Source organism: Falsiroseomonas algicola (assembly GCF_011040385.1).
Lineage (GTDB): Bacteria > Pseudomonadota > Alphaproteobacteria > Acetobacterales > Acetobacteraceae > Falsiroseomonas > Falsiroseomonas algicola.
The window spans coordinates 16672-34165 of sequence record NZ_JAAIKB010000014.1 but is presented as its reverse complement, the minus strand read 5'-3'; the positions used below and the strand labels follow the sequence as shown (position 1 = coordinate 34165).

17 protein-coding genes are annotated in these 17494 nt (G+C 71.7%); 8 read left to right on the top strand and 9 right to left on the bottom strand.

What is annotated here, in order from left to right:
* Positions 1-78: 78 nt before the first annotated feature.
* Positions 79-1314, bottom strand: a complete 1236-nt coding sequence (locus G3576_RS24975) for an argininosuccinate synthase (protein ID WP_164697208.1) — start codon at positions 1312-1314, stop codon at positions 79-81.
* 192 nt (positions 1315-1506) lie between these two features.
* Here G3576_RS24975 and G3576_RS24970 point away from each other — a divergent pair, with 192 nt between their 5' ends.
* The 4 genes from G3576_RS24970 to G3576_RS24955 all read left to right on the top strand — a co-directional run bounded on the left by G3576_RS24970 (position 1507) and on the right by G3576_RS24955 (position 6002).
* Positions 1507-2547, top strand: a complete 1041-nt coding sequence (locus G3576_RS24970; RefSeq protein ID WP_164697207.1) for an alpha/beta fold hydrolase — start codon at positions 1507-1509, stop codon at positions 2545-2547.
* Positions 2548-2843: 296 nt separating this feature from the next.
* Positions 2844-3863 carry an alpha/beta fold hydrolase gene (locus G3576_RS24965; RefSeq protein ID WP_164697206.1) on the top strand — a complete coding sequence of 340 codons (1020 nt, stop codon included), beginning with the start codon at positions 2844-2846 and terminating at the stop codon, positions 3861-3863.
* Between the two features lie 62 nt (positions 3864-3925).
* A complete protein-coding gene (locus tag G3576_RS24960) occupies positions 3926-4957 on the top strand; it encodes an alpha/beta fold hydrolase (RefSeq protein WP_164697205.1) in 1032 nt (343 codons plus the stop codon).
* Between the two features lie 64 nt (positions 4958-5021).
* A complete protein-coding gene (locus G3576_RS24955) occupies positions 5022-6002 on the top strand; it encodes a Bug family tripartite tricarboxylate transporter substrate binding protein (RefSeq protein ID WP_164697204.1) in 981 nt (326 codons plus the stop codon).
* A gap of 69 nt (positions 6003-6071) precedes the next feature.
* Here G3576_RS24955 and G3576_RS24950 read toward each other — a convergent pair whose 3' ends face one another.
* From G3576_RS24950 to G3576_RS24935, 4 genes are all read right to left on the bottom strand, one after another.
* Positions 6072-7580 carry a tripartite tricarboxylate transporter permease gene (locus G3576_RS24950; protein WP_328729771.1) on the bottom strand — a complete coding sequence of 503 codons (1509 nt, stop codon included), beginning with the start codon at positions 7578-7580 and terminating at the stop codon, positions 6072-6074.
* A gap of 10 nt (positions 7581-7590) precedes the next feature.
* A complete protein-coding gene (locus tag G3576_RS24945) occupies positions 7591-8133 on the bottom strand; it encodes a tripartite tricarboxylate transporter TctB family protein (protein ID WP_164697203.1) in 543 nt (180 codons plus the stop codon).
* Positions 8130-9143, bottom strand: a complete 1014-nt coding sequence (locus G3576_RS24940; protein ID WP_164697202.1) for a Bug family tripartite tricarboxylate transporter substrate binding protein — start codon at positions 9141-9143, stop codon at positions 8130-8132. The genes G3576_RS24945 and G3576_RS24940 overlap by 4 nt, the downstream gene beginning before the upstream one ends.
* A gap of 75 nt (positions 9144-9218) precedes the next feature.
* Positions 9219-10037, bottom strand: coding sequence for a GNAT family N-acetyltransferase (locus G3576_RS24935; RefSeq protein WP_164697201.1), 819 nt, complete (start codon positions 10035-10037; stop codon positions 9219-9221).
* Between the two features lie 74 nt (positions 10038-10111).
* Between G3576_RS24935 and G3576_RS24930 the strand changes: the two genes are divergently transcribed.
* From G3576_RS24930 to G3576_RS24915, 4 genes are read left to right on the top strand one after another with little or no spacing between them, the layout of a single operon-like run.
* Complete coding sequence (locus G3576_RS24930; protein WP_164697200.1) at positions 10112-11113, top strand: Gfo/Idh/MocA family protein; 1002 nt, start codon at positions 10112-10114, stop codon at positions 11111-11113.
* A 3-nt stretch (positions 11114-11116) separates the two neighbouring features.
* Complete coding sequence (locus G3576_RS24925) at positions 11117-11938, top strand: sugar phosphate isomerase/epimerase family protein (RefSeq protein ID WP_164697199.1); 822 nt, start codon at positions 11117-11119, stop codon at positions 11936-11938.
* On the top strand, positions 11935-13362 hold the full coding sequence (locus G3576_RS24920; protein WP_164697198.1) for an enolase-like domain-containing protein: 1428 nt from the start codon (positions 11935-11937) through the stop codon (positions 13360-13362). The genes G3576_RS24925 and G3576_RS24920 overlap by 4 nt, the downstream gene beginning before the upstream one ends.
* Positions 13359-13937: a hypothetical protein gene (locus G3576_RS24915; RefSeq protein ID WP_164697197.1), complete on the top strand. Its 579-nt coding sequence runs from the start codon at positions 13359-13361 to the stop codon at positions 13935-13937. The genes G3576_RS24920 and G3576_RS24915 overlap by 4 nt, the downstream gene beginning before the upstream one ends.
* Before the next feature lies 1 nt (position 13938).
* On the opposite strand, the gene G3576_RS24910 is transcribed toward G3576_RS24915, so the two are convergent.
* From G3576_RS24910 to G3576_RS24895, 4 genes are read right to left on the bottom strand one after another with little or no spacing between them, the layout of a single operon-like run.
* Positions 13939-14502, bottom strand: coding sequence for a DUF2585 domain-containing protein (locus G3576_RS24910; protein ID WP_164697196.1), 564 nt, complete (start codon positions 14500-14502; stop codon positions 13939-13941).
* Positions 14503-14510: 8 nt separating this feature from the next.
* Positions 14511-15491: a Bug family tripartite tricarboxylate transporter substrate binding protein gene (locus G3576_RS24905; RefSeq protein ID WP_207623032.1), complete on the bottom strand. Its 981-nt coding sequence runs from the start codon at positions 15489-15491 to the stop codon at positions 14511-14513.
* A gap of 31 nt (positions 15492-15522) precedes the next feature.
* Positions 15523-16332: a sugar phosphate isomerase/epimerase family protein gene (locus tag G3576_RS24900; protein ID WP_164697195.1), complete on the bottom strand. Its 810-nt coding sequence runs from the start codon at positions 16330-16332 to the stop codon at positions 15523-15525.
* Positions 16332-17492, bottom strand: coding sequence for a dihydrodipicolinate synthase family protein (locus G3576_RS24895; protein ID WP_164697194.1), 1161 nt, complete (start codon positions 17490-17492; stop codon positions 16332-16334). Before G3576_RS24895 ends, G3576_RS24900 begins: the two co-directional genes overlap by 1 nt.
* Positions 17493-17494: the final 2 nt, after the last annotated feature.

Below are 17494 nucleotides of genomic sequence, written 5' to 3'. Positions count from 1 at the left end.
AGGGAAATCGGCGGGGGAAGCCCCCCGCACCCAACCCTCTCCCCCCGTTGGGGGGAGAGGGCTTTCAGGGCCGGGTGGTCAGAGCGCGCCGCCCTTGCGGCCGGCCATGGCGCCGAGGCGAAGGCGCAGCGCGTTCAGCTTGATGAAGCCCTGGGCGTCGAACTGGTCGTAGGCGCCCTGGTCGTCCTCGAAGGTCACGTGCTTCATGGAGTAGAGGCTGTTCGGGGACTGGCGGCCGCTGACGATAGTGTTGCCCTTGTAGAGCTTGAGGCGGACCGTGCCCGTCACGCTCTTCTGGCTCTCATCGATCAGCGCCTGCAGCATCCGGCGTTCCGGGCTGAACCAGAAGCCGTTGTAGATGATCTCCGCATAGCGCGGCATCAGGCTGTCCTTGAGGTGCGCGGCCTCGCGGTCCAGCGTGATCGACTCCATGGCGCGGTGGGCGACGTAGAGGATGGTGCCGCCGGGCGTCTCGTAGCAGCCGCGGGACTTCATGCCGACGAAGCGGTTCTCGACCAGGTCGAGGCGGCCGATCCCGTTCTCCTTGCCGAGCGCATTCAGCTTGGTCAGCAGCGTCGCCGGCGACAGGCGCTCGCCATTGATGCCGACAGCGTCGCCGCGCTCGAACTCGATGGTGATCTCGGTCACCTTGTCCGGCGCCTCGGTCGGGCTGATGGTGCGCTGCCAGACCATCTCATCCGCCGCGTCCCAGGGCTCCTCGAGGATCTTGCCCTCACTGGACGAATGCAGAAGGTTGGCGTCGACGCTGAAGGGCGCCTCGCCGCGCTTGTCCTTGGCGATGGGGATCTGGTGCTGCTCGGCGAAGGCGATCAGCGCGGTGCGGCTGGTCAGGTCCCATTCGCGCCAGGGGGCGATGACCTTCACATCGGGCTTCAGCGCGTAGTAGCCGATCTCGAAGCGGACCTGGTCGTTGCCCTTGCCGGTCGCGCCATGGGCGACGGCATCGGCGCCGACCTGCTCCGCGATCTCGATCTGGCGCTGCGCGATCAGGGGGCGGGCGATGGAGGTGCCCAGCAGGTACATCCCCTCATACAGCGCATTGGCGCGGAACATCGGGAAGACGAAGTCCTTCACGAAGGTCTCGCGCAGATCGTCGATGAAGATGTTTTCCGGCTTGATGCCGAGCAGCAGGGCCTTGTCGCGCGCCGGGCCCAGTTCCTCGCCCTGGCCGAGATCGGCGGTGAAGGTCACCACCTCGCAGCGATAGGTGGTCTGGAGCCACTTCAGGATCACGCTGGTGTCGAGGCCGCCGGAATAGGCGAGCACGACCTTCTTCACGTCCTTAACGCGCATCGGGAGTCCCCTGGCAGGCCGGGAGGGCCCCGAAGGGGGCGCCCGGAAAGGGGGCGGAAGATGCCGTCCCGGGGGCGTTACGGCAAGGGCGGCGGCCGGGATTCGGGGCTGTGATCGGCGCCTGCCTTGCCGCTGGCGCCCGGGTTCCGGCATCCTGCCCCGGCAACAATCCGCCGGACGACCGAACCACCCATGCGTGCCCTTGCCCTGCTGCTGCTGGCACTGGCGCTGGGCACTGCGCGGGCGGAGGTGCTGGCGCCCGCGCCACCCCTCGCGGTGGAGGCGGTGCCGGGGCTGGGGCCGAACGGGCGGGCGGAATTGTCCCGCACCCTGCTGCGCAACCTGCCCCGCGCCTTCGCTATCGGCCCGGGCGGCGCCTATGCCAGCCGGGCCGGCAATGCGGCGCCGGAGGCGGTGGCGCAGGCGGCGCTGGAGGCCTGCCAGGCCCATACGCCGGGACGCCAGCCCTGCATGCTGTGGCTGCGGGACCTGGAGATCGTCTTCCCCGGCCGCGAATGGGCCCCCGCCCCGCCCCCGCCCGGGATCGGCTGGCGCGAAGAGGTGCGGGAGACGGTGCCCGATGCCCGATTCCTCTGGTGGGGGCCGGAGAGCGCGCGGGGCGTGGTGCTCTGGGCGCATGGGCGTGGCGCCTCCGGAGAGGATAGCCGCGGCCAGCAGCCCCAGGCGTGGCTACGGCATTTCAACAATGCCGGCTTCGACATCTGGCGCTTCGACCGCGACCCGGCGGCCGATTTCGTGCAGCGGGCGGCGGGGTGGATGAGGGCCGACCTGGCGGCGCTGCGGGGGCGGGGCTACCGGCGCGTCGTGGTGGCGGGACAGTCGCGTGGCGGCTGGAACGCGTTGCAGGCGCTGGATACGCCGGGGCTGGCGGAAGTGACGATCGCGATCGCGCCGGCGGCCCTCGCCTCGATGGATGAGGCCGGGCAGGCGCGGCAGATGGCGGCGCTGCGGGGCGTGGTGGCGGGCGCCACGGCGGCGGCCGGCGCGCGGGTGGCGGTGGCGAATTTCCGGGACGACCCCTTCGACGGGCTGCCGGAGGAGCGGGCGGCGGCGCTGCGGGCGCTGGCGCCGCGGGCCGGTGCCTTCCTGCTGATCGACCGGCCGGAGGGGCTGGCCGGCCATGCCGCCGGGGCCAGCGCCGCCTTCAGCCTGCGCTTCGGCCCCTGCCTGCTGCGCTTCGCGGTGGAGGAGCCGCCGCCCGCGACGTGCTGATACCGATGTGCAGAAATGCTGACGCATTTCCGCCCTCAGACGCCGGCGCGGCCATCCGGCCGCTTGGCGTCACGGCAGTGCCGTGACCGTGCCGCAGGCACGCCTTCGGCGTGACGCATAAGCGGCGGGCCGCGTTCCGGGACCCCATGCACGTTGCGCAGCAACGCGCATGGGCACCCGTCGCGGCCTCGGCCGACGGTGTCGGCCGCAGGTCACGACATGTACTCGGCGTAAGAGGCGCTTGCGGCGCGCGGGTCGCGCATGTTGCCATGCCGGATCGACACCGGAGCGTGCCCATGCGCCTGATCGCCGTCCTGCTCGGCCTCCTGCTGGCCCGACCCGCGCTGGCGCAGCCAAGCCCTGCCATCCTGGACCTGCCCGCCTTCCCGGGCCTGTCCGAGCGCGGAAAGGCGGAGGCGCAGCGGATGCTGACGCGCAACCTGCCCCGGGCCTTCGCCCTCGGCCCGGAGGGCCGCTTCGCCTGGCAGTCCGGCGGCGCGGAGGGCGAGGTGGAGCAGAAGGCTCTCGAGGCCTGCGGGCGCAGCGGCGCCACCTGCCGGATCATCGCGCGTGACCTGGCCATCGTGGCGCCCGGCGCGGCCCCGCCGGCCCCGGCGCCATCGGGCCTCGAGATCAGCGACATGAACCATGAGACGGTGCCCGACCCGCGCTTCCTCTGGTGGGGGCCGCAGCGGGCGGCGGGGGTGCTGGTCTTCGCCCATGGGCGTGGGCCACGCGGGAGCGACAGCCGAGGCGGCCAGCCGCAACCCTGGACGCGGCACTTCAACAATGCCGGCTTCGATGTCTGGCGCTTCGACCGCCACCCCAATGTGGATGAGGCGCCGCGCGCCGCGGGCTGGCTGAAGGCGGATCTGCAGGCGCTGCGGGCCCGCGGCTACCGGATGGTGGTCATCGCGGGGCAGTCGCGCGGCGGCTGGAACGCGCTGATGGCGCTGGACACGCCGGGCCTGGCGGAGGCCCACATCGCCATCGCGCCGGCCGCCCATGGCTTCGAGGGCGGGCCGAGCCATGCGCGGCAGCTCGATGACCTCCGCCAGATCGTGGCGGCGGCGGCGGGGGCACCGCGGGCAAGGATCGCGGTGGCGAATTTCCGCGACGACCCCTTCGACGCCCAGCCCGATGCGCGGGCGGTGCTGTTCAACGAGCTCGGCGCGCGGGCCGGCGGCTTCATCTTCCTCGACCGGCCGGAGGGGCTGCCGGGGCATTTCGGCGGGGCGGGCAACGTCTTCGCGGATCGCTACGGCGCCTGCCTGCTGCGGCTGGCCACGGCCAATCCACCGCCCCGCGCCTGCTGAGACGCGGCGGTTGAAAAAGGCGCTGGACAGGCTTCCGGCGCTCTGGTTTCATGCCTCACGGCATGTTGAATACGATCTACCGCATCGTGATCGCCTTGCTCTGTTTCGGCCCCGCCGCGCGGGCCGAGACGCCGGCGGTGCTGGACGCCTCGGCGGTGCCGCATGTCAGTGCGGCGGGCCGCACCGACTACCAGCGCTTCCTGCTCCAGGCCGTGCCCCGGGCCTTCGCCCTGTCGGAGGATGGCGCCTGGGGATGGGCGGCGGCGATCGATGACGATCCCGTCGCGACGGAAACGCGCGCCGTGCAGAACTGCGCGGCCTGGGGCGGCCGCGGGTGCCGCATCTATGCGCGGGACCTCGACGTGGTCTGGCCGGGGCGGGAGGCGATGGCACGGCCGGCGCCGGCCACGCCGCTGGCGGGTGGCGCCGGGTGGCGGCTGCAGCCGGATGGGCGCTTCCTGTGGCAGGGGCCGGAGCAGGCGCGGGGCGTCTATCTCTGGGCGCATGGGCGATCCGCCGGCGGCGCGGATAGCCGCGGCACGCAGCCGCAGCCCCATGCTCGGGCCTTCAACAATGCGGGCTATGACGTGGTGCGGCTGGACCGCGACCCGGCGACGGACGAGACCGAGGCCGGCGCCGCGTGGATGCGGGTGGCGCTGGCGGAGCTGCGGGCGCGCGGCTACCGGCGCGTGGTGGCGGCCGGCCAGTCCCGCGGGGCCTGGAACGCGCTGCAGGCGCTGGATGCGCCGGGGCGGGCGGATGCGGTGATCGCCATCGCGCCGGCGGCGCATGGGCCGACCGGCAGCATTGCCCATGCCTGGGCGCTGGACGACCTTCGCCGCGTGGTCGCCGCCGCGCGGTCCCCGGGCACGCGGATCGCCATCGCGAACTTTTCCGGTGATGAGTTCGACCCGGACCCGAATGGCCGGGCCGCCATCTTCGGCGCCTTCGCGGGGCGCGGCGCGGCGCTGCTGCTGCTGGACCGCCCGCCGGGACTGACCGGGCATGGCGCGGGCGCCGATTGGCGCTTCACGCTGCGCTACGCCACCTGCCTGCTGGATTTCGCCGAGGGGCGGGTCCGCGGGTGCGGGTGATCGCTTGGCGCCGGCCGGGCCGCCGCGTAGTGATGCGGCAGAAACAACCCGGGAGGCCCCTGCCATGACCCTGATCCGACGCCGCGCGCTGGCCGCCGGCGCGCTGGCCCTGCCCTTCGTGAATGGCGGCACCGCCCGCGCCCAGGCCAACCGGCCGATCGTCCTCGTGGTGCCCTACGCCCCCGGCGGCGGCACGGACCTGACCGCGCGCGAATTCGCCCAGACCTTCAGCGAGGCGCTGGGCGGCCAGTCCGTCATCATCGAGAACCGCGGCGGCGCGGCGGGGCATATCGGGTCCGTCGGCGTGGCGCGGTCCCGCCCCGATGGCAACACGCTGCTCTTCGCCGTCTCCACCAACCTCGTCGTCAACCCGCATATGCAGCGGGATGGCGTGGACCTGCTGACGGCGCTGGCGCCGGTCGCGCAGATCACCTCCTACCAGTATGTGCTGGTGATCGACCCGCGCATCCCCGTGAACACGCTGCAGGAACTGATCGCCTATGCGCGGTCGAAGCCGAAGGGGGAGCTGACCTATTCCTCGGGCGGCGTCGGCAACGCCAACCACCTGGCGGGCGTGCTGTTCAGCGACGCCGTGAAGATCGAGATGGAGCACGTGCCCTACCGCGGCACCGGCCCGGCGCTGCTGGACGTGGTGGCGGGGCGCATCACGATGAACTTCTCCTCCCCGCCGCCGGCCATCCAGCTGGCGCGCGAAGGGCGGCTGCGCGCCATCGCGGTGACGGGCGACAACCGCATCGGCACGCTGCCGGACATCCCGACGCTCGCCCAGGCGGGGCTGCCGGGCGTCTCCATCACCGGCTGGCACGGCATCTTCGCCCCGGCGGGCGTGCCCGCCGACCAGATGGACCGGCTGGAACGCGCGGCCCGCCAGGCCGCCGCGACGCAGCGCTTCGCGGCGCGGCTGGAACAGGACGGGCTCGAACCCTCCCCGGTGCGGCCGCGCGCCGAGTGGTTCGCGGCGGTGCGGGAGGAGCATGGGTTCTGGGGGCGGAAGATCCGGGAGCTGGATCTGAAGCTGGAATAGGGCGAACCGGGGAAGGCGCTGCCTTCCCCGGACCCCATCCGCCAGGGGCGAGACGCCCCTGGACCGTCGTCAGACAGGCTGGCGACGTCGGAACAGGCCCGTGACGCGGTCCATGAAGCCGGGGACGGCCCAGAGGGCGGCCAGCACCGTCAAAGCGCAGAGGCCCGCGCTGATGGGGCGGGTGAAGAAAGGCGAGACGTCGCCGCCGCTCAGCACCAGGCCGCGCAGCAAATTCTTGTCGAGCAGGTCGCCCAGCACGATCCCCAGCACCAGCGGCGCCATCGGGAAGCGCAGCTCCCGCAGGATGAAGCCGACCAGCCCGGCGCCCAGCATCACCCAGATGTCGAACAGCCGCGACGTGATGGCGAAGGCGCCGACCGTGCAGAGCACGAAGACCACGGGCATGAGGCGCGAGCGCGGGATCAGCAGCACCCAGAGCAGCGGCTTCACCAGCACCAGGCCGTAGACCAGCTTCACCATATCCGCGATCACCAGCATGGCGACGATCTGGTAGATGAATTCCGGCGCGGTGATCGCCAGCATCGGGCCCGGGTTGAGCCCATGGATCATCATCGCCGCCATCAGCACGGCGGCGGGGGCGGAGCCGGGGACGGCCAAAGTGAGGACGGGGATGATGGCGCCGGGGACGCAGGCGCTCTCGCCCGTCTCGGCGGCCATCAGGCCCTCGACGCTGCCCTTGCCGAATTGCTCGCGCTCCGCGCTGGCGCGCTTGGCGGCGGCGTAGCTGGTCCAGGCGGCGATATCCTCGCCGAGGCCGGGCATGGCGCCGATGAAGGTGCCGAGCGCGCCGGAGCGGAAGATGGTGCGCCAGTACTGCGCCACGTCCCTCACGCGCGGGATGACGCTGTCGATCTTCGACGACACCGCCTTCACCGCGGGGCCGCGCATGGAATTCAGCACCTCCGCCACGCCGAAGACGCCGACCAGCACGGGCAGCAGGCCGAGCCCGCCGGCGAGGTCCGCATTGCCGAAGGCGAAGCGGGGATAGGCGTGGTTCGTCTCCTGCCCCACGGTCGCGACCAGCAGGCCGAGGAAGCCCGCGATGTAGCCCTTCAGCGCATCGCCGCCAGAGAGGCTGCCCGCGATGACGATGCCGAACAGCGCGACCCAGAACATCTCGTAGCTGCCGAATTCCAGCGCGAATTCGCCGAAGCTCGGCGCGAACATGGCCAGGATCAGCGTGCCGAACAGCGTGCCGAGCCAGGAGCCGAGCGTGGAGATGCCCATGGCGCGGCCGGCCATGCCCTTCCGCGCCAGGGGGAAGCCATCGAGCGTGGAGGCGGCGGAAGCCGGCGTGCCGGGGATGTTGAGCAGGATGGCGGAACGCGACCCGCCATAGATCGCGCCGACATAGACGCAGACCAGCACGAGCATCGCGACCTGCGGGCCCATGGTGAAGGTCAGCGTGGTCAGCAGCGCGACGCCCATCGTGGCCGTCAGCCCCGGCAGCGCGCCGATGACGATGCCGATCAGCACCGCCCAGAAGGCATGGAAGATGGCGCCGCCCTGCAGCACATGGGCGAAGCCGTCGCCGAGCATGACGAAGGGATTGTTCACGCCGGATTTCCTAGGGCAGCCGCACGAGGAAGATGCGTTCGAAGACCAGCGTCACGGCGATGCCCGTGCCGATGCCGAGAACGGCGGCCTCGATCAGGCGCCGCACGCGGCCCTCGGGCCCCGCATCCCATTCGAAGGCGGCGGTGAAGGCGAAGACGAAGAGCGCGGCTGCCATCCAGAAGGGCAGCGTGCCGATCAGGAACCCCGCATAGAGCACGCCGAGGAAGGCCGCCGTCCCAAGCTGCCGCGCATCGCCCGGCGCCAGCGCGCGGCCCTGCGTGGCGCTGGGCTGCAGCGCCCCGCGGCGCACCGCCCGCAGTGCCAGCAGCACCGCGAGGAAGGTGATCACCAGCCCATGGAAGCCCGGCACGATGCCGGGCGCGGTCAGGCCGGTATGCGACTGCTCCACGAAGGTCGGCATGGACCAGGCGAGCGAGATGACCGCGAGCCCGAAGGCCAGCAGCACCGCCGCGGTGTAGAGATCCACCCGCGGCGGCAGCGGTGCGCGATCACCCGAGAACGGCGATTCCGCAGTTTCGGGCGCGCCGCTCAAAGCCGCTGGATCCCGAGCGTGTCGGGGCTGACGCGCGCGGTTCCGCCATCGAAGTAGAGCCAGGCGGTCTGGCGGACCATCTTCCAGGCCTCGTCATGCGCTTCCTGGCCGGCGATCGGCGTGAAGACGGCGGCGCGCTGCGCGGCGTAGTCCTTCAGGCGCTGGCTGTCCTTGATCCTGTCGCGCCAGACCTGGCCGACCGTGTCGACGACATTCTGCGGCACGCCCTTCGGGCACCAGACGCCGAAATAGTTCATCGGCGCCGGGATGTCCGGCAGCCAGCGCTTGATGGAGGGAAGCTCGCCCACGCCCTGAAGCGTGACGGGCTGTTCCGCCTGCACCGCCAGCGGGATCAGGCGGCGCGCGCGGATCATCTCCGCCGCTTCCACCAGCAGCACGGCGCCCATCGGCGTCTCGCCGCTGACGGTCGCGATCATGGCGGGGTTGCCGCCATCATAGGTGGCGTGGCGATAGTCGATGCGCGTCGCGGCCTTGATGGCGGACATCATGTTGTGGCCGGCGGAGGAGACGCCGGCCGTGGCCACGGCCATGGAGGCGCCGCGCGTGCGGAAGGCCTCCATCGCCGCGCCGAAATCGGCGATGCCGGCGCGGGGATTGGCGACCAGGATGTTCACATTGGCGACGGCGAAGAACAGGTTCCAGTCCTGCAACTGCGTGTCCAGCAGGCCGAGCACCTTGTAGCAGCCGACATCGACGGCGGCGCCGGCCGCCCAGGTCATGCCATCCTTCGCCGCTTCCAGCGCGTTGCGCGTGCCGATGGAGCCGGAGGCGCCGGGCTGGTTCACCACGACGAAGCGCTGGCCGAGTGCCGCTTCAAGCTCGGCCGCCACGATGCGCGCCATCTGGTCCGTGCTGCCGCCGGCAGCCCAGGGGACGATGATCGTCACGGGCCTGTCCGGGCGCCAGCTGCTGCCTTGGGCGCTGACAAGCGCGGGCGCGGCGAGCACGCCGCCCGTCGTGGCCAGAAGCGTCCTGCGAGTGAGGCTCATCGGTCCGTTCTCCCCTCCGGTTCTCATGGGTAACCCACCGGTTACCTGGATGGTGAGGCCAGCCCGCGCGCGGCGTCAACCGAACTCCGGCCCTGCAAAGACGAAGTTTTGTTCAGGAAGCGCGGAGGGCATCGCGCCTCGCGCCATGCGGGTGAAGGGACGCAGTCTCTCCCCGCCCGCCTGCGTGATCGATGCCGCGATGCGCGTGGCGGCATCCGCGAGATCGATCACCGCATCGCGCCCGAGTGCGGCGCGAGCGGTGGCGATGAGCGCGAGGGCGCCATCCTGATCCGGCGCGACGACCGGGCCGATCTGCGGCGCGCGCAGCCCATCCCGCGCCAGCACGAAGCCGCGGCCGTCCGGCAGGACGAAGGCGGCTGCCGGCAGGCGCTGCGCGAAGCCGCGCAGCAGCGTGGCGCGTGGCGCGCCGAAGACCTGGCCGTCGAGCGGCAGGATCCAGTCCCAGTCGGCATCCAGGAGCGGCCGGCATCCCGGCGCCACCGGCAGAGCGGGCAGCGTCCAGCGGGCGAAGCCGAAGAGGTCCTCGAAGCCGAGGCGCCCATAGACCTCCCTGCCCGCCGGCGTGGCATCGAGCGCGAGACAGCGCGGCGCGGCGGGATGGTCGATCGCCCAGCGCATGAGCGATGTCGCCAGCCCCTCTCGCCGCCGGTCGGGCCGCACCAGCACCATGGAGATCCAGGCGAGGCGGTCGTCGAAGGGCAGCAGCGCCGCGCTGGCGGCCAGGCAATCGGCGTCGCCGTCATCCAGCACGCGCACCGCGCCGTGATGCAGGAAGTGCCGCCAATCGGCCTGCACCTGGTTCCAGCCGATGCGGGCGGAGAGCGCCGCGGCACGGGGCAGGTCGGCATCCGTCGCGTCGCGGAAGGCGGGCATGGCACGAAGGCTCGCGCGCGGCAGGGGCGGGGTCAAGCGCTTGACCCGCGGCGCGGCGCCTGCGGAGATGGCGCATGGCGCGGCTGCTTCTCCTGGGATGTGGGGCTTTCGGGCGGGTGCACCTGGCGGCGCTGGCGCGGCTCGAACGGGACGCGCTGGTGCATGAACCCGATGCCGCCATGCGCGCCCTGGCGCCGCCCGGCACGCGTTTCGTCACGCGGCTGGAGGAGGGGCTGGCGGCCAGCGACGCCGTCATCATCGCGACGCCACCGGCGACGCATGTGGCCCTGGCGGAGGCCGTGCTGCGGGCGGGGCGCGACCTGTTCCTGGAAAAGCCGGCGACCGAGACCGCCGAGCAATCCGCGGCACTGCATGCGCTGGCAGCGGGGCGCATCGTTCAGCTGGGCCTTTTCTTCCGCTTCCATCCCAAGGCGCGGGCGCTGCACCGCCTGGCGCGGGAGGGTGGCTTCGGTCGCCTCCATCACCTCTCGGCCCGCATGTCCGGGCTGAAGCGTGCGCGGGGTGATTCGGGCGCGCTGCTGAACGATGCCGTGCATTTCGCGGACCTGATCCCCTGGATCGCCGGCGAGGCCCCGGCCCGCGTCTTCGCCACGCTGTCGGATCCGCTAGGACGGGGGCGGGAGGACCTGGCGGTGATGCAGCTGGTCTTCCCCTCCGGCGCCACCGCGATGATCGAGGCGGGCTGCGTGCTGCCCGGCGAACACGCGGATGCCGTGGTGCCGGGGGCGGAGACGCGCAAGCTGCTGGCCGTGGCGGGCAGCGCCGCGCTGGCGGAGGTTGATTTCATGGCGGAGACGCTGCGCCTGCGGCGCGGGCGCCATGTGCCGGGCGCGGGCGGCGCCTGGATGCCCGACTTCGGCCCCACGGAGGATCTGGGCGCCGGGTCACTGGACCCGGTCGGCGTGGTGGCGGCGGAGCTGGAGGCTTTTCTCCACGCCATGGAGACGCGCATCCCGCAGGGGCCCGACCTGCATGAAGGCGGCGTGCTGCCGCTGCGGATACTGGACGCGGCGCGGCGTTCCGCGCATGAGGGTCGCGTGGTGGAGATCGACTGACGCATGCGCATCTCGCTCTGCAACGAAGTCGTCGCGGGGCTGCCCTTCGAGCAGCAGGCGCGGCTCGCCGCCGCGCTCGGCTATGACGGGCTGGAGGTCGCGCCCTTCACGCTGGATGCGGAGGCGCCGCATCGCATTCCGGCCGCGCGGCGCGCGGAGCTGCGGCGCATCGCGGCGGAGGCGGGCGCGCCCATCACCTCGCTCCACTGGCTGCTGGTGGCGCCGGCGGGGCTGTCGATCACCACGGCGGAGAGCGCGGTGCGCGCCCGCACCCTGGATGTCATGCAGGGGCTGGTGGAACTCGCGGCCGACCTCGGCGCGACCTTGCTGGTGCACGGGTCGCCGAAGCAGCGGCATGTCGCCGCCGATGGCGATGCAGGGCGGGCGGAGGAGGCGATGGCCAAGGCCGGCGCCTGGGCCGCGCAGAACGGCCTGACCTATTGCCTGGAACCGCTGGATGCGGGGCAGACGAACTGGGCGCGCACCGTCGAGGAGGCAGTGGAGATCGTCGCGCGGCTGGATGTGCCGGGTCTGAAGACGATGCTCGACGTCAGCGCGGCGGGAAATGGCGAGACGGAGGAAGCGGCGGTGCTGCTGCGGCGCCTCGTCCCCACCGGCTGGATCGCGCATGTGCATCTGAACGACCGCAACCGCCGCGGCCCCGGCCAGGGCGGGGATCGCTTCGGGCCGGTGCTGGCTGCGCTGCGGGATGCGCGCTACGCCGGCTTCTGCGCGGTGGAGCCCTTCGACTACCATCCCGACGGCCCGACCAGCGCCGCCCGCGCCATCGGCTACCTGCGCGGCATCGAGGAGATGATGGCATGACCGCGCCCCGCTTCACGCTGCTGGAGACGCAGCGCTTCGAATGGCCCTTCACGCTGCGCCTGCCCTTCCGCTTCGGCGTCATCACCGTGACGCAGGGCCGCCAGGCCGTGATCCGCGCGCGCATCCGGCTGGAGGATGGGACGGAACATTGGGGCATCGCGGCGGAGACGCTGGCCGCCAAGTGGTTCGACAAGAACCCCGCCCTGAGCGACGCGCAGAACGAGCACCAGCTGCGCCGCGCGATCGAGATCGCGACGGAAGCGACGCTCGCCGCCGGCGCCAATACCGCCTTCGGCCATTTTGCCGACAGCTATGCGGAGGTGACGAAGGCGGCCGGCGAGGAATTGCTGAACCCGCTGGTGGCAAGCTACGGCCGCGCGCTGCTGGACCGCGCCATGCTGGATGCGGTGCTGAAGGCGAAGGGCGTGTCCTTCTGGACCGGCATGCGCGCCAATATTGGCGGCATGGCAGCACATGCCGTGGCCCCCGACCTCGCCGGTTTCGATGTTCCGGCGATGCTGTCGGGGCTTTCGCCCCTGAAGCAGGTGCATGCGCGGCACACGGTGGGGCTGGTGGACCCCATCACGGCGTCGGACCAGGACAGCCGCGTGGATGACGGGCTGCCGGAGACACTCGAGGAAATCGTCGCGGGCTACCGGCACCGCTACTGGAAGCTGAAGGTCGGCGGCAACGTCGCCGCCGATGTGGAGCGCCTGTCACGCATCGCTTCCGTGCTGGACCGGCTGCATGGCGGCTATCACGCCAGCCTCGACGGCAACGAGCAGTATGAGGATGCGGAGGGCGCGCTGGCGCTGTGGCGGGCGATGCAGGCGGAGCCGCGGCTTGCGAAGCTCTGCGCCTCGATCCTCTACATCGAGCAGCCGGTGAAGCGCGCGCGGGCGCTGGAGACGGGGATGGCTGTGCTCGCCGCCGAACGGCCGGTGATCATCGACGAAAGCGACGGCCCGCTGGATGCCTTCGTGACGGGACGCGCGCTGGGCTATGCGGGCGTTTCCAGCAAGGCGTGCAAGGGCGTCTGGCGCAGCCTCGTGAACCTGGCGCGCTGCCGCGCCTGGAACGCGGAGGAAGGGCGCGAGCGCTACTTCATGTCGGCGGAGGATCTGACGACGCTGGCGGGGGTCTGCGTGCAGCAGGACCTGGCGCTGATCTCGCTGCTCGGGCTGCCGCATGTCGAGCGCAACGGCCACCACTTCATCGATGGCTTCAATGGCCGCCCGAAGGCGGAGGCGGTGCGGTTCATGGAGGCGCATCCGACGCTCTATGCCGACACGTCGCGCGGGCCGCGGCTGGCGATCCGGGAGGGGATGCTGGACCTGACCAGCCTCGACGTGCCTGGACTGGGCGCGACGGAGGAGCCCGATACGGCGGCGATGGAGGCGATGCCGAAGGCCGCCTGGCCGTGAGACGCGCTCTGGCGGCGCTGCTGCTGGCGGGCTGCGCCGCGCCGCCACCGAAGCCCGCGGTGGTGTCGGATTTGCCGGCGGAACGGCTGCGGCTCGCGGCCGACCTCAGCATGGCGGGCTTCGCGCATTACTGCATGGGCGGCGTCGGACGGCCGGCGGTGATGACGGAACGGCTGAAGGCGGATGGCTTCACGCCGACGCCGGAGGGGGCGACGCCTGCCGCGCCCTTCCGGCGGGAGGTGTGGCGCGCCGCGGGCCGGCCCTTCTTCGTCGCGGTGGTCGAAGGCGGCGCCGGCTGCACGGTTGTGGCGCCTTATGCGGATGGGAACCACGCGGCCGCCCTGCTGGGGCAGGCCATGGAGCGCGTGGCGAGCGAGGGCGGGCCCGTCGCGCCGCTGCTGGTGCCGGCGAACGAAGCACCGGGCGGCGGCGCGCGGGAGGAGCGCTACCAGATCAGGCCGCGCAACGGCCCGCTGGTGATGGAGATCCGGCTCCGCGCCAATCCGCCCGGCAGCGACCGCGTGGCGCTGATCCTGGTGGCGACGATCGCGCGGGACAACGCGACGCGGACCTGAGTCACGCGCCTTCCTGCCAGGCCTTCACGCTGTCCAGCGGCCAGATCAGCATCAGCACGTTGAGCGTGAGGTTGTCGCGGATGACCAGCGCCACGCCGATCTCGAAGGCGAGCGCCAGCGCGACGGTGGCCCAGGCCGGAAGCCTGGCTGCGATCAGGAAGCCCAGCCACATCGCGCCGATGTCGCTGACGGAATTGATGACGCTGTCGCCGAAATAGTCGAGGGCGATGGTCGCCTCGCGATAGCGCTGGATGACGGCGTCGGTGTTCTCCGCGATCTCCCAGGCGGCTTCGAGGATGGTCGCGACGACGAGGCGCGGCATCAGGCCGAAGCGGCGCATCAGGAAATGCCCGGCGGCGTAGAAGAGCATGCCGTGCACGATGTGGGATGGCGTGTACCAGTCGGTCAGGTGCTGGGAGTTCTCGCTGCTGACGACCTCCCCATGCCACAGCTTCACCGTGCCGCATTCGCAGATCGGCACGCGCCCCATGGCCAGCAGGACGCCCGCCGTCGCCACGACGATGGCGGCGAGGGCGAGGATCCAGGGCCAGGGGCGCGCTTGCATGGGCAGGCTCAGTTCACCGTGATCCGGGCCTCGCGGATGACGCGGCTCCACTTCTCCGATTCCGACCGCATGGTGGCGGCGAGGTCCGTGGGCGTGGAGAAGACGGCATCGGCGCCCGCGGCAGCCAGGCGCTGCTGCACGGTCGCGTCGGCCAGGATCTCCCGCAGCAGGCCGTTGTAGCGATCGACGATCGGGGCGGGCGTGCCGGCGGGGGCCATGACGGCGCCCCAGCTGGTGGCCTGCGCCTCCGGCAGGCCGATCTCCGCCAGCGTCGGCACATCGGGCAGCAGAGAGGAACGGCGCGGGCCGGTGACGGCCAGCGCACGGACGCGCCCGCCCTGGATCATGCCGAGCGCGGAGGGAAGCTGGTCCAGCATCACCTGCACCGTGCCCGCGACCGTGTCGTTCAGCGCGGGCGCGCTGCCGCGATAGGGGACGTGCTGCATCTCCACGCGCGCGACGAGCTTGAAGAGTTCCGGCACGAGATGCGTGGAGCTGCCGCTGCCGCCGGAGCCGTAGGACAGCGCATTGGGCCGCGCGCGCAGCAGCGCGATGAATTCCTGCGCGGTCTGGGCGGGGACGGTGGGGTTCACGATCAGCACATGGTCGGTGGCGAAGGCCATGGCGATGGGCGCCAGGTCCGTCGCGGGGTTGAAGGCCATGCTGCTGTAGAGATGCGGGTTGATGGTCAGCGTGCCCGTCGTGCCCATGAGGATCGTGTAGCCATCCGGCGCGCTGCGGACCACGTTCTCCACGCCGAGGTTGCCGCCGGCGCCGGTGCGGTTCTCCACCGTCACGGGCTGGCCGAGGCGGTCCTGCAGACGCTCGCCCAGCACGCGCGCGACGACATCGGTCGCGCCGCCCGGCGGGAAAGGCACGACGAAGCGGATGGGGCGGTTTGGCGTCCAGGCCTGGGCGCGTGCGGCGCCCGGGAGGAAGGGTGCGGCGAGGACCGCGGCAGCCAGGTGACGTCGCGTCAGGCGGATCATGGTTGTTTCTTCTCCCGGGGTTTCTTCAGTGTCAGACGGCGCTGAGGTTGCGTTCCTTCAGCAGGGGCAGGACCTCTTCCGGGTCCCTGGCCCACCAGGCCTTGGAGAGGATCTCGACCTCCGCGTAGTTGCCGCTGTAGCCGGCCTCCACGACCATGGCGCGGATGGCGGGGATGTCGATCACGCCCTCGCCGGGGATGCCGCGGTCGAAGACGAGGTCGGTGGTCGGCGCCTTCCAGTCGCAGACATGGAAGGCAGCGATGCGGCTTCCCGCGCGCGTCACCTGGCGCGCGAGGTCGGGGTCCCACCAGACGTGATAGACATCGAGCGCGACGCCCGTGCCCGCCCCGAGTTCGTCGCAGAGGTCGAGCGCCTGTCCGAGCGTGGAGAGCACGCTGCGATCCGCGCAGGTCATGGGATGCAGGGGCTCGAGCGCGATGGTGACGCCGGCGGCGCGGGCATCGGCCATGATGGCGTGCAGGCCATCCCGCACCTGGGCGCGGGCGCCGGGCAGGTCCTTCGATCCCGGCGGCAGGCCGCCGCAGACCATGACGAGGCAGCGCGCGCCGAGCGCGTGTGCTTCGGCGATGGCGCGGCGATTATCCTCGATGGCCGCGGCGCGGCCGGCGGCATCGGCGGCGGGGAACATGCCGCCGCGGCAGAGGCCGGTGACCGTCAGGCCCGCATCGCGGATGCGCTTCGCGGCAGCATCGACGCCCATGGCGTGCAGCACGTCACGCCAGGGGGCGATGCCGGGGATGCCGTGGCGGGCGCAGCCCTCGATGCAATCGGCGAGGCCCCATTTCTCCTTCACCGTGACGGTGTTGAGCGAGAGTTCCATCACGCGACCCCGTGCAGCGCGAGCAGCGTGCGCATGCGGGAAGCCGCCATTTCCGGGTCCCGCAGCAGGCCGGCCTTGTCGGCCAGGCGGAAGAGCTCCGAGAAATGGCGGATGCTGCGCGTGGATTGCTGGCCGCCGACCATGACGAAATGGTCCTGGTGGCCGTTGAGCCAAGCCATGAAGACGACGCCGGTCTTGTAGAAGCGTGTCGGCGCCTTGAAGATGTGGCGCGACAGCGGCACGGTCGGCGCCAGGATGTCGTGGAAGGTGGCAAGGTCGTTGCGCGAGAGCGAGGCCAGCGCGCCGCCAACCGCGGGGGCGATGGGGTCGAAGATGCCGAGCAGCGCGTCGGAATAGCCCTGGTCATCGCCCGCGATGAGTTCGGCGTAGTTGAAGTCGTCGCCGGTGTACATGCGCACGCCCTTGGGCAGGCGGCGGCGCATGGTAATCTCCTTCCTGTCGTCCAGCAGGGAGATCTTCACGCCATCGACCTTGTCGGCATGGGCGTGGATGACGGCGAGCGCCGTCTCCATCGCCTGCATGTGGTCGTGGTTGCCCCAATAGCCTTCCAGCGCGGGGTCGAACATCTCGCCGAGCCAGTGGATGATCACGGGCTGCTTCACCTGCGACAGCACGCGGGCATAGACGCGTTCGTAGTCGGCCGGGGACTTCGCGGCCTTGGCGAGGGCGCGGGAGGCCATGAGGATGATGCGGCCGCCCATGGCCTCCACCGCCTCGCACTGCTCCTCATAGGCGCGGATGACGTCATCCACCGTGACGTCGGGGCCGGGGGCGAGGTGGTCGGTGCCGGCGCCAGACGCCATCACCGCGCCGGGCACGTCCTTCATCGCATCGAGCGAGCGGCGGATGAGTTCCTGCGCGGCGATCCAGTCGAGGCCCATGCCGCGCTGGGCGGTATCCATCGCCTCCGCGACACCCAGGCCCAGCGACCAGAGATGTTTCCGGAAGGCGATGGTGCGGTCCCAGTCGATCTTCGCGTCGAGCCAGGGGTCCTGCTCCGCGCGCGTATCGGCGACGACATGCGCCGCCGCCAGCGCCACGCGCGGGAAGGGCGGCGTGGCCTTCGGGAAGTTGCGCGGCGCGCTGAGGGTGAAGGGCGTCAGGCCGCCCTGCTCATCGGGGAGCGTGATGGTCGGCATCG

Bases quoted from the DNA above. Each gene is read 5' to 3' on its own strand.
- G3576_RS24975 (WP_164697208.1), bottom strand. From the start codon at position 1,314: ATGCGCGTTAAGGACGTGAAGAAGGTCGTGCTCGCCTATTCCGGCGGC.
- G3576_RS24970 (WP_164697207.1), top strand. From the start codon at position 1,507: ATGCGTGCCCTTGCCCTGCTGCTGCTGGCACTGGCGCTGGGCACTGCG.
- G3576_RS24965 (WP_164697206.1), top strand. From the start codon at position 2,844: ATGCGCCTGATCGCCGTCCTGCTCGGCCTCCTGCTGGCCCGACCCGCG.
- G3576_RS24960 (WP_164697205.1), top strand. From the start codon at position 3,926: ATGTTGAATACGATCTACCGCATCGTGATCGCCTTGCTCTGTTTCGGC.
- G3576_RS24955 (WP_164697204.1), top strand. From the start codon at position 5,022: ATGACCCTGATCCGACGCCGCGCGCTGGCCGCCGGCGCGCTGGCCCTG.
- G3576_RS24940 (WP_164697202.1), bottom strand. From the start codon at position 9,143: ATGAGCCTCACTCGCAGGACGCTTCTGGCCACGACGGGCGGCGTGCTC.
- G3576_RS24935 (WP_164697201.1), bottom strand. From the start codon at position 10,037: ATGCCCGCCTTCCGCGACGCGACGGATGCCGACCTGCCCCGTGCCGCG.
- G3576_RS24930 (WP_164697200.1), top strand. From the start codon at position 10,112: ATGGCGCGGCTGCTTCTCCTGGGATGTGGGGCTTTCGGGCGGGTGCAC.
- G3576_RS24925 (WP_164697199.1), top strand. From the start codon at position 11,117: ATGCGCATCTCGCTCTGCAACGAAGTCGTCGCGGGGCTGCCCTTCGAG.
- G3576_RS24920 (WP_164697198.1), top strand. From the start codon at position 11,935: ATGACCGCGCCCCGCTTCACGCTGCTGGAGACGCAGCGCTTCGAATGG.
- G3576_RS24910 (WP_164697196.1), bottom strand. From the start codon at position 14,502: ATGCAAGCGCGCCCCTGGCCCTGGATCCTCGCCCTCGCCGCCATCGTC.
- G3576_RS24905 (WP_207623032.1), bottom strand. From the start codon at position 15,491: ATGATCCGCCTGACGCGACGTCACCTGGCTGCCGCGGTCCTCGCCGCA.
- G3576_RS24900 (WP_164697195.1), bottom strand. From the start codon at position 16,332: ATGGAACTCTCGCTCAACACCGTCACGGTGAAGGAGAAATGGGGCCTC.
- G3576_RS24895 (WP_164697194.1), bottom strand. From the start codon at position 17,492: ATGCCGACCATCACGCTCCCCGATGAGCAGGGCGGCCTGACGCCCTTC.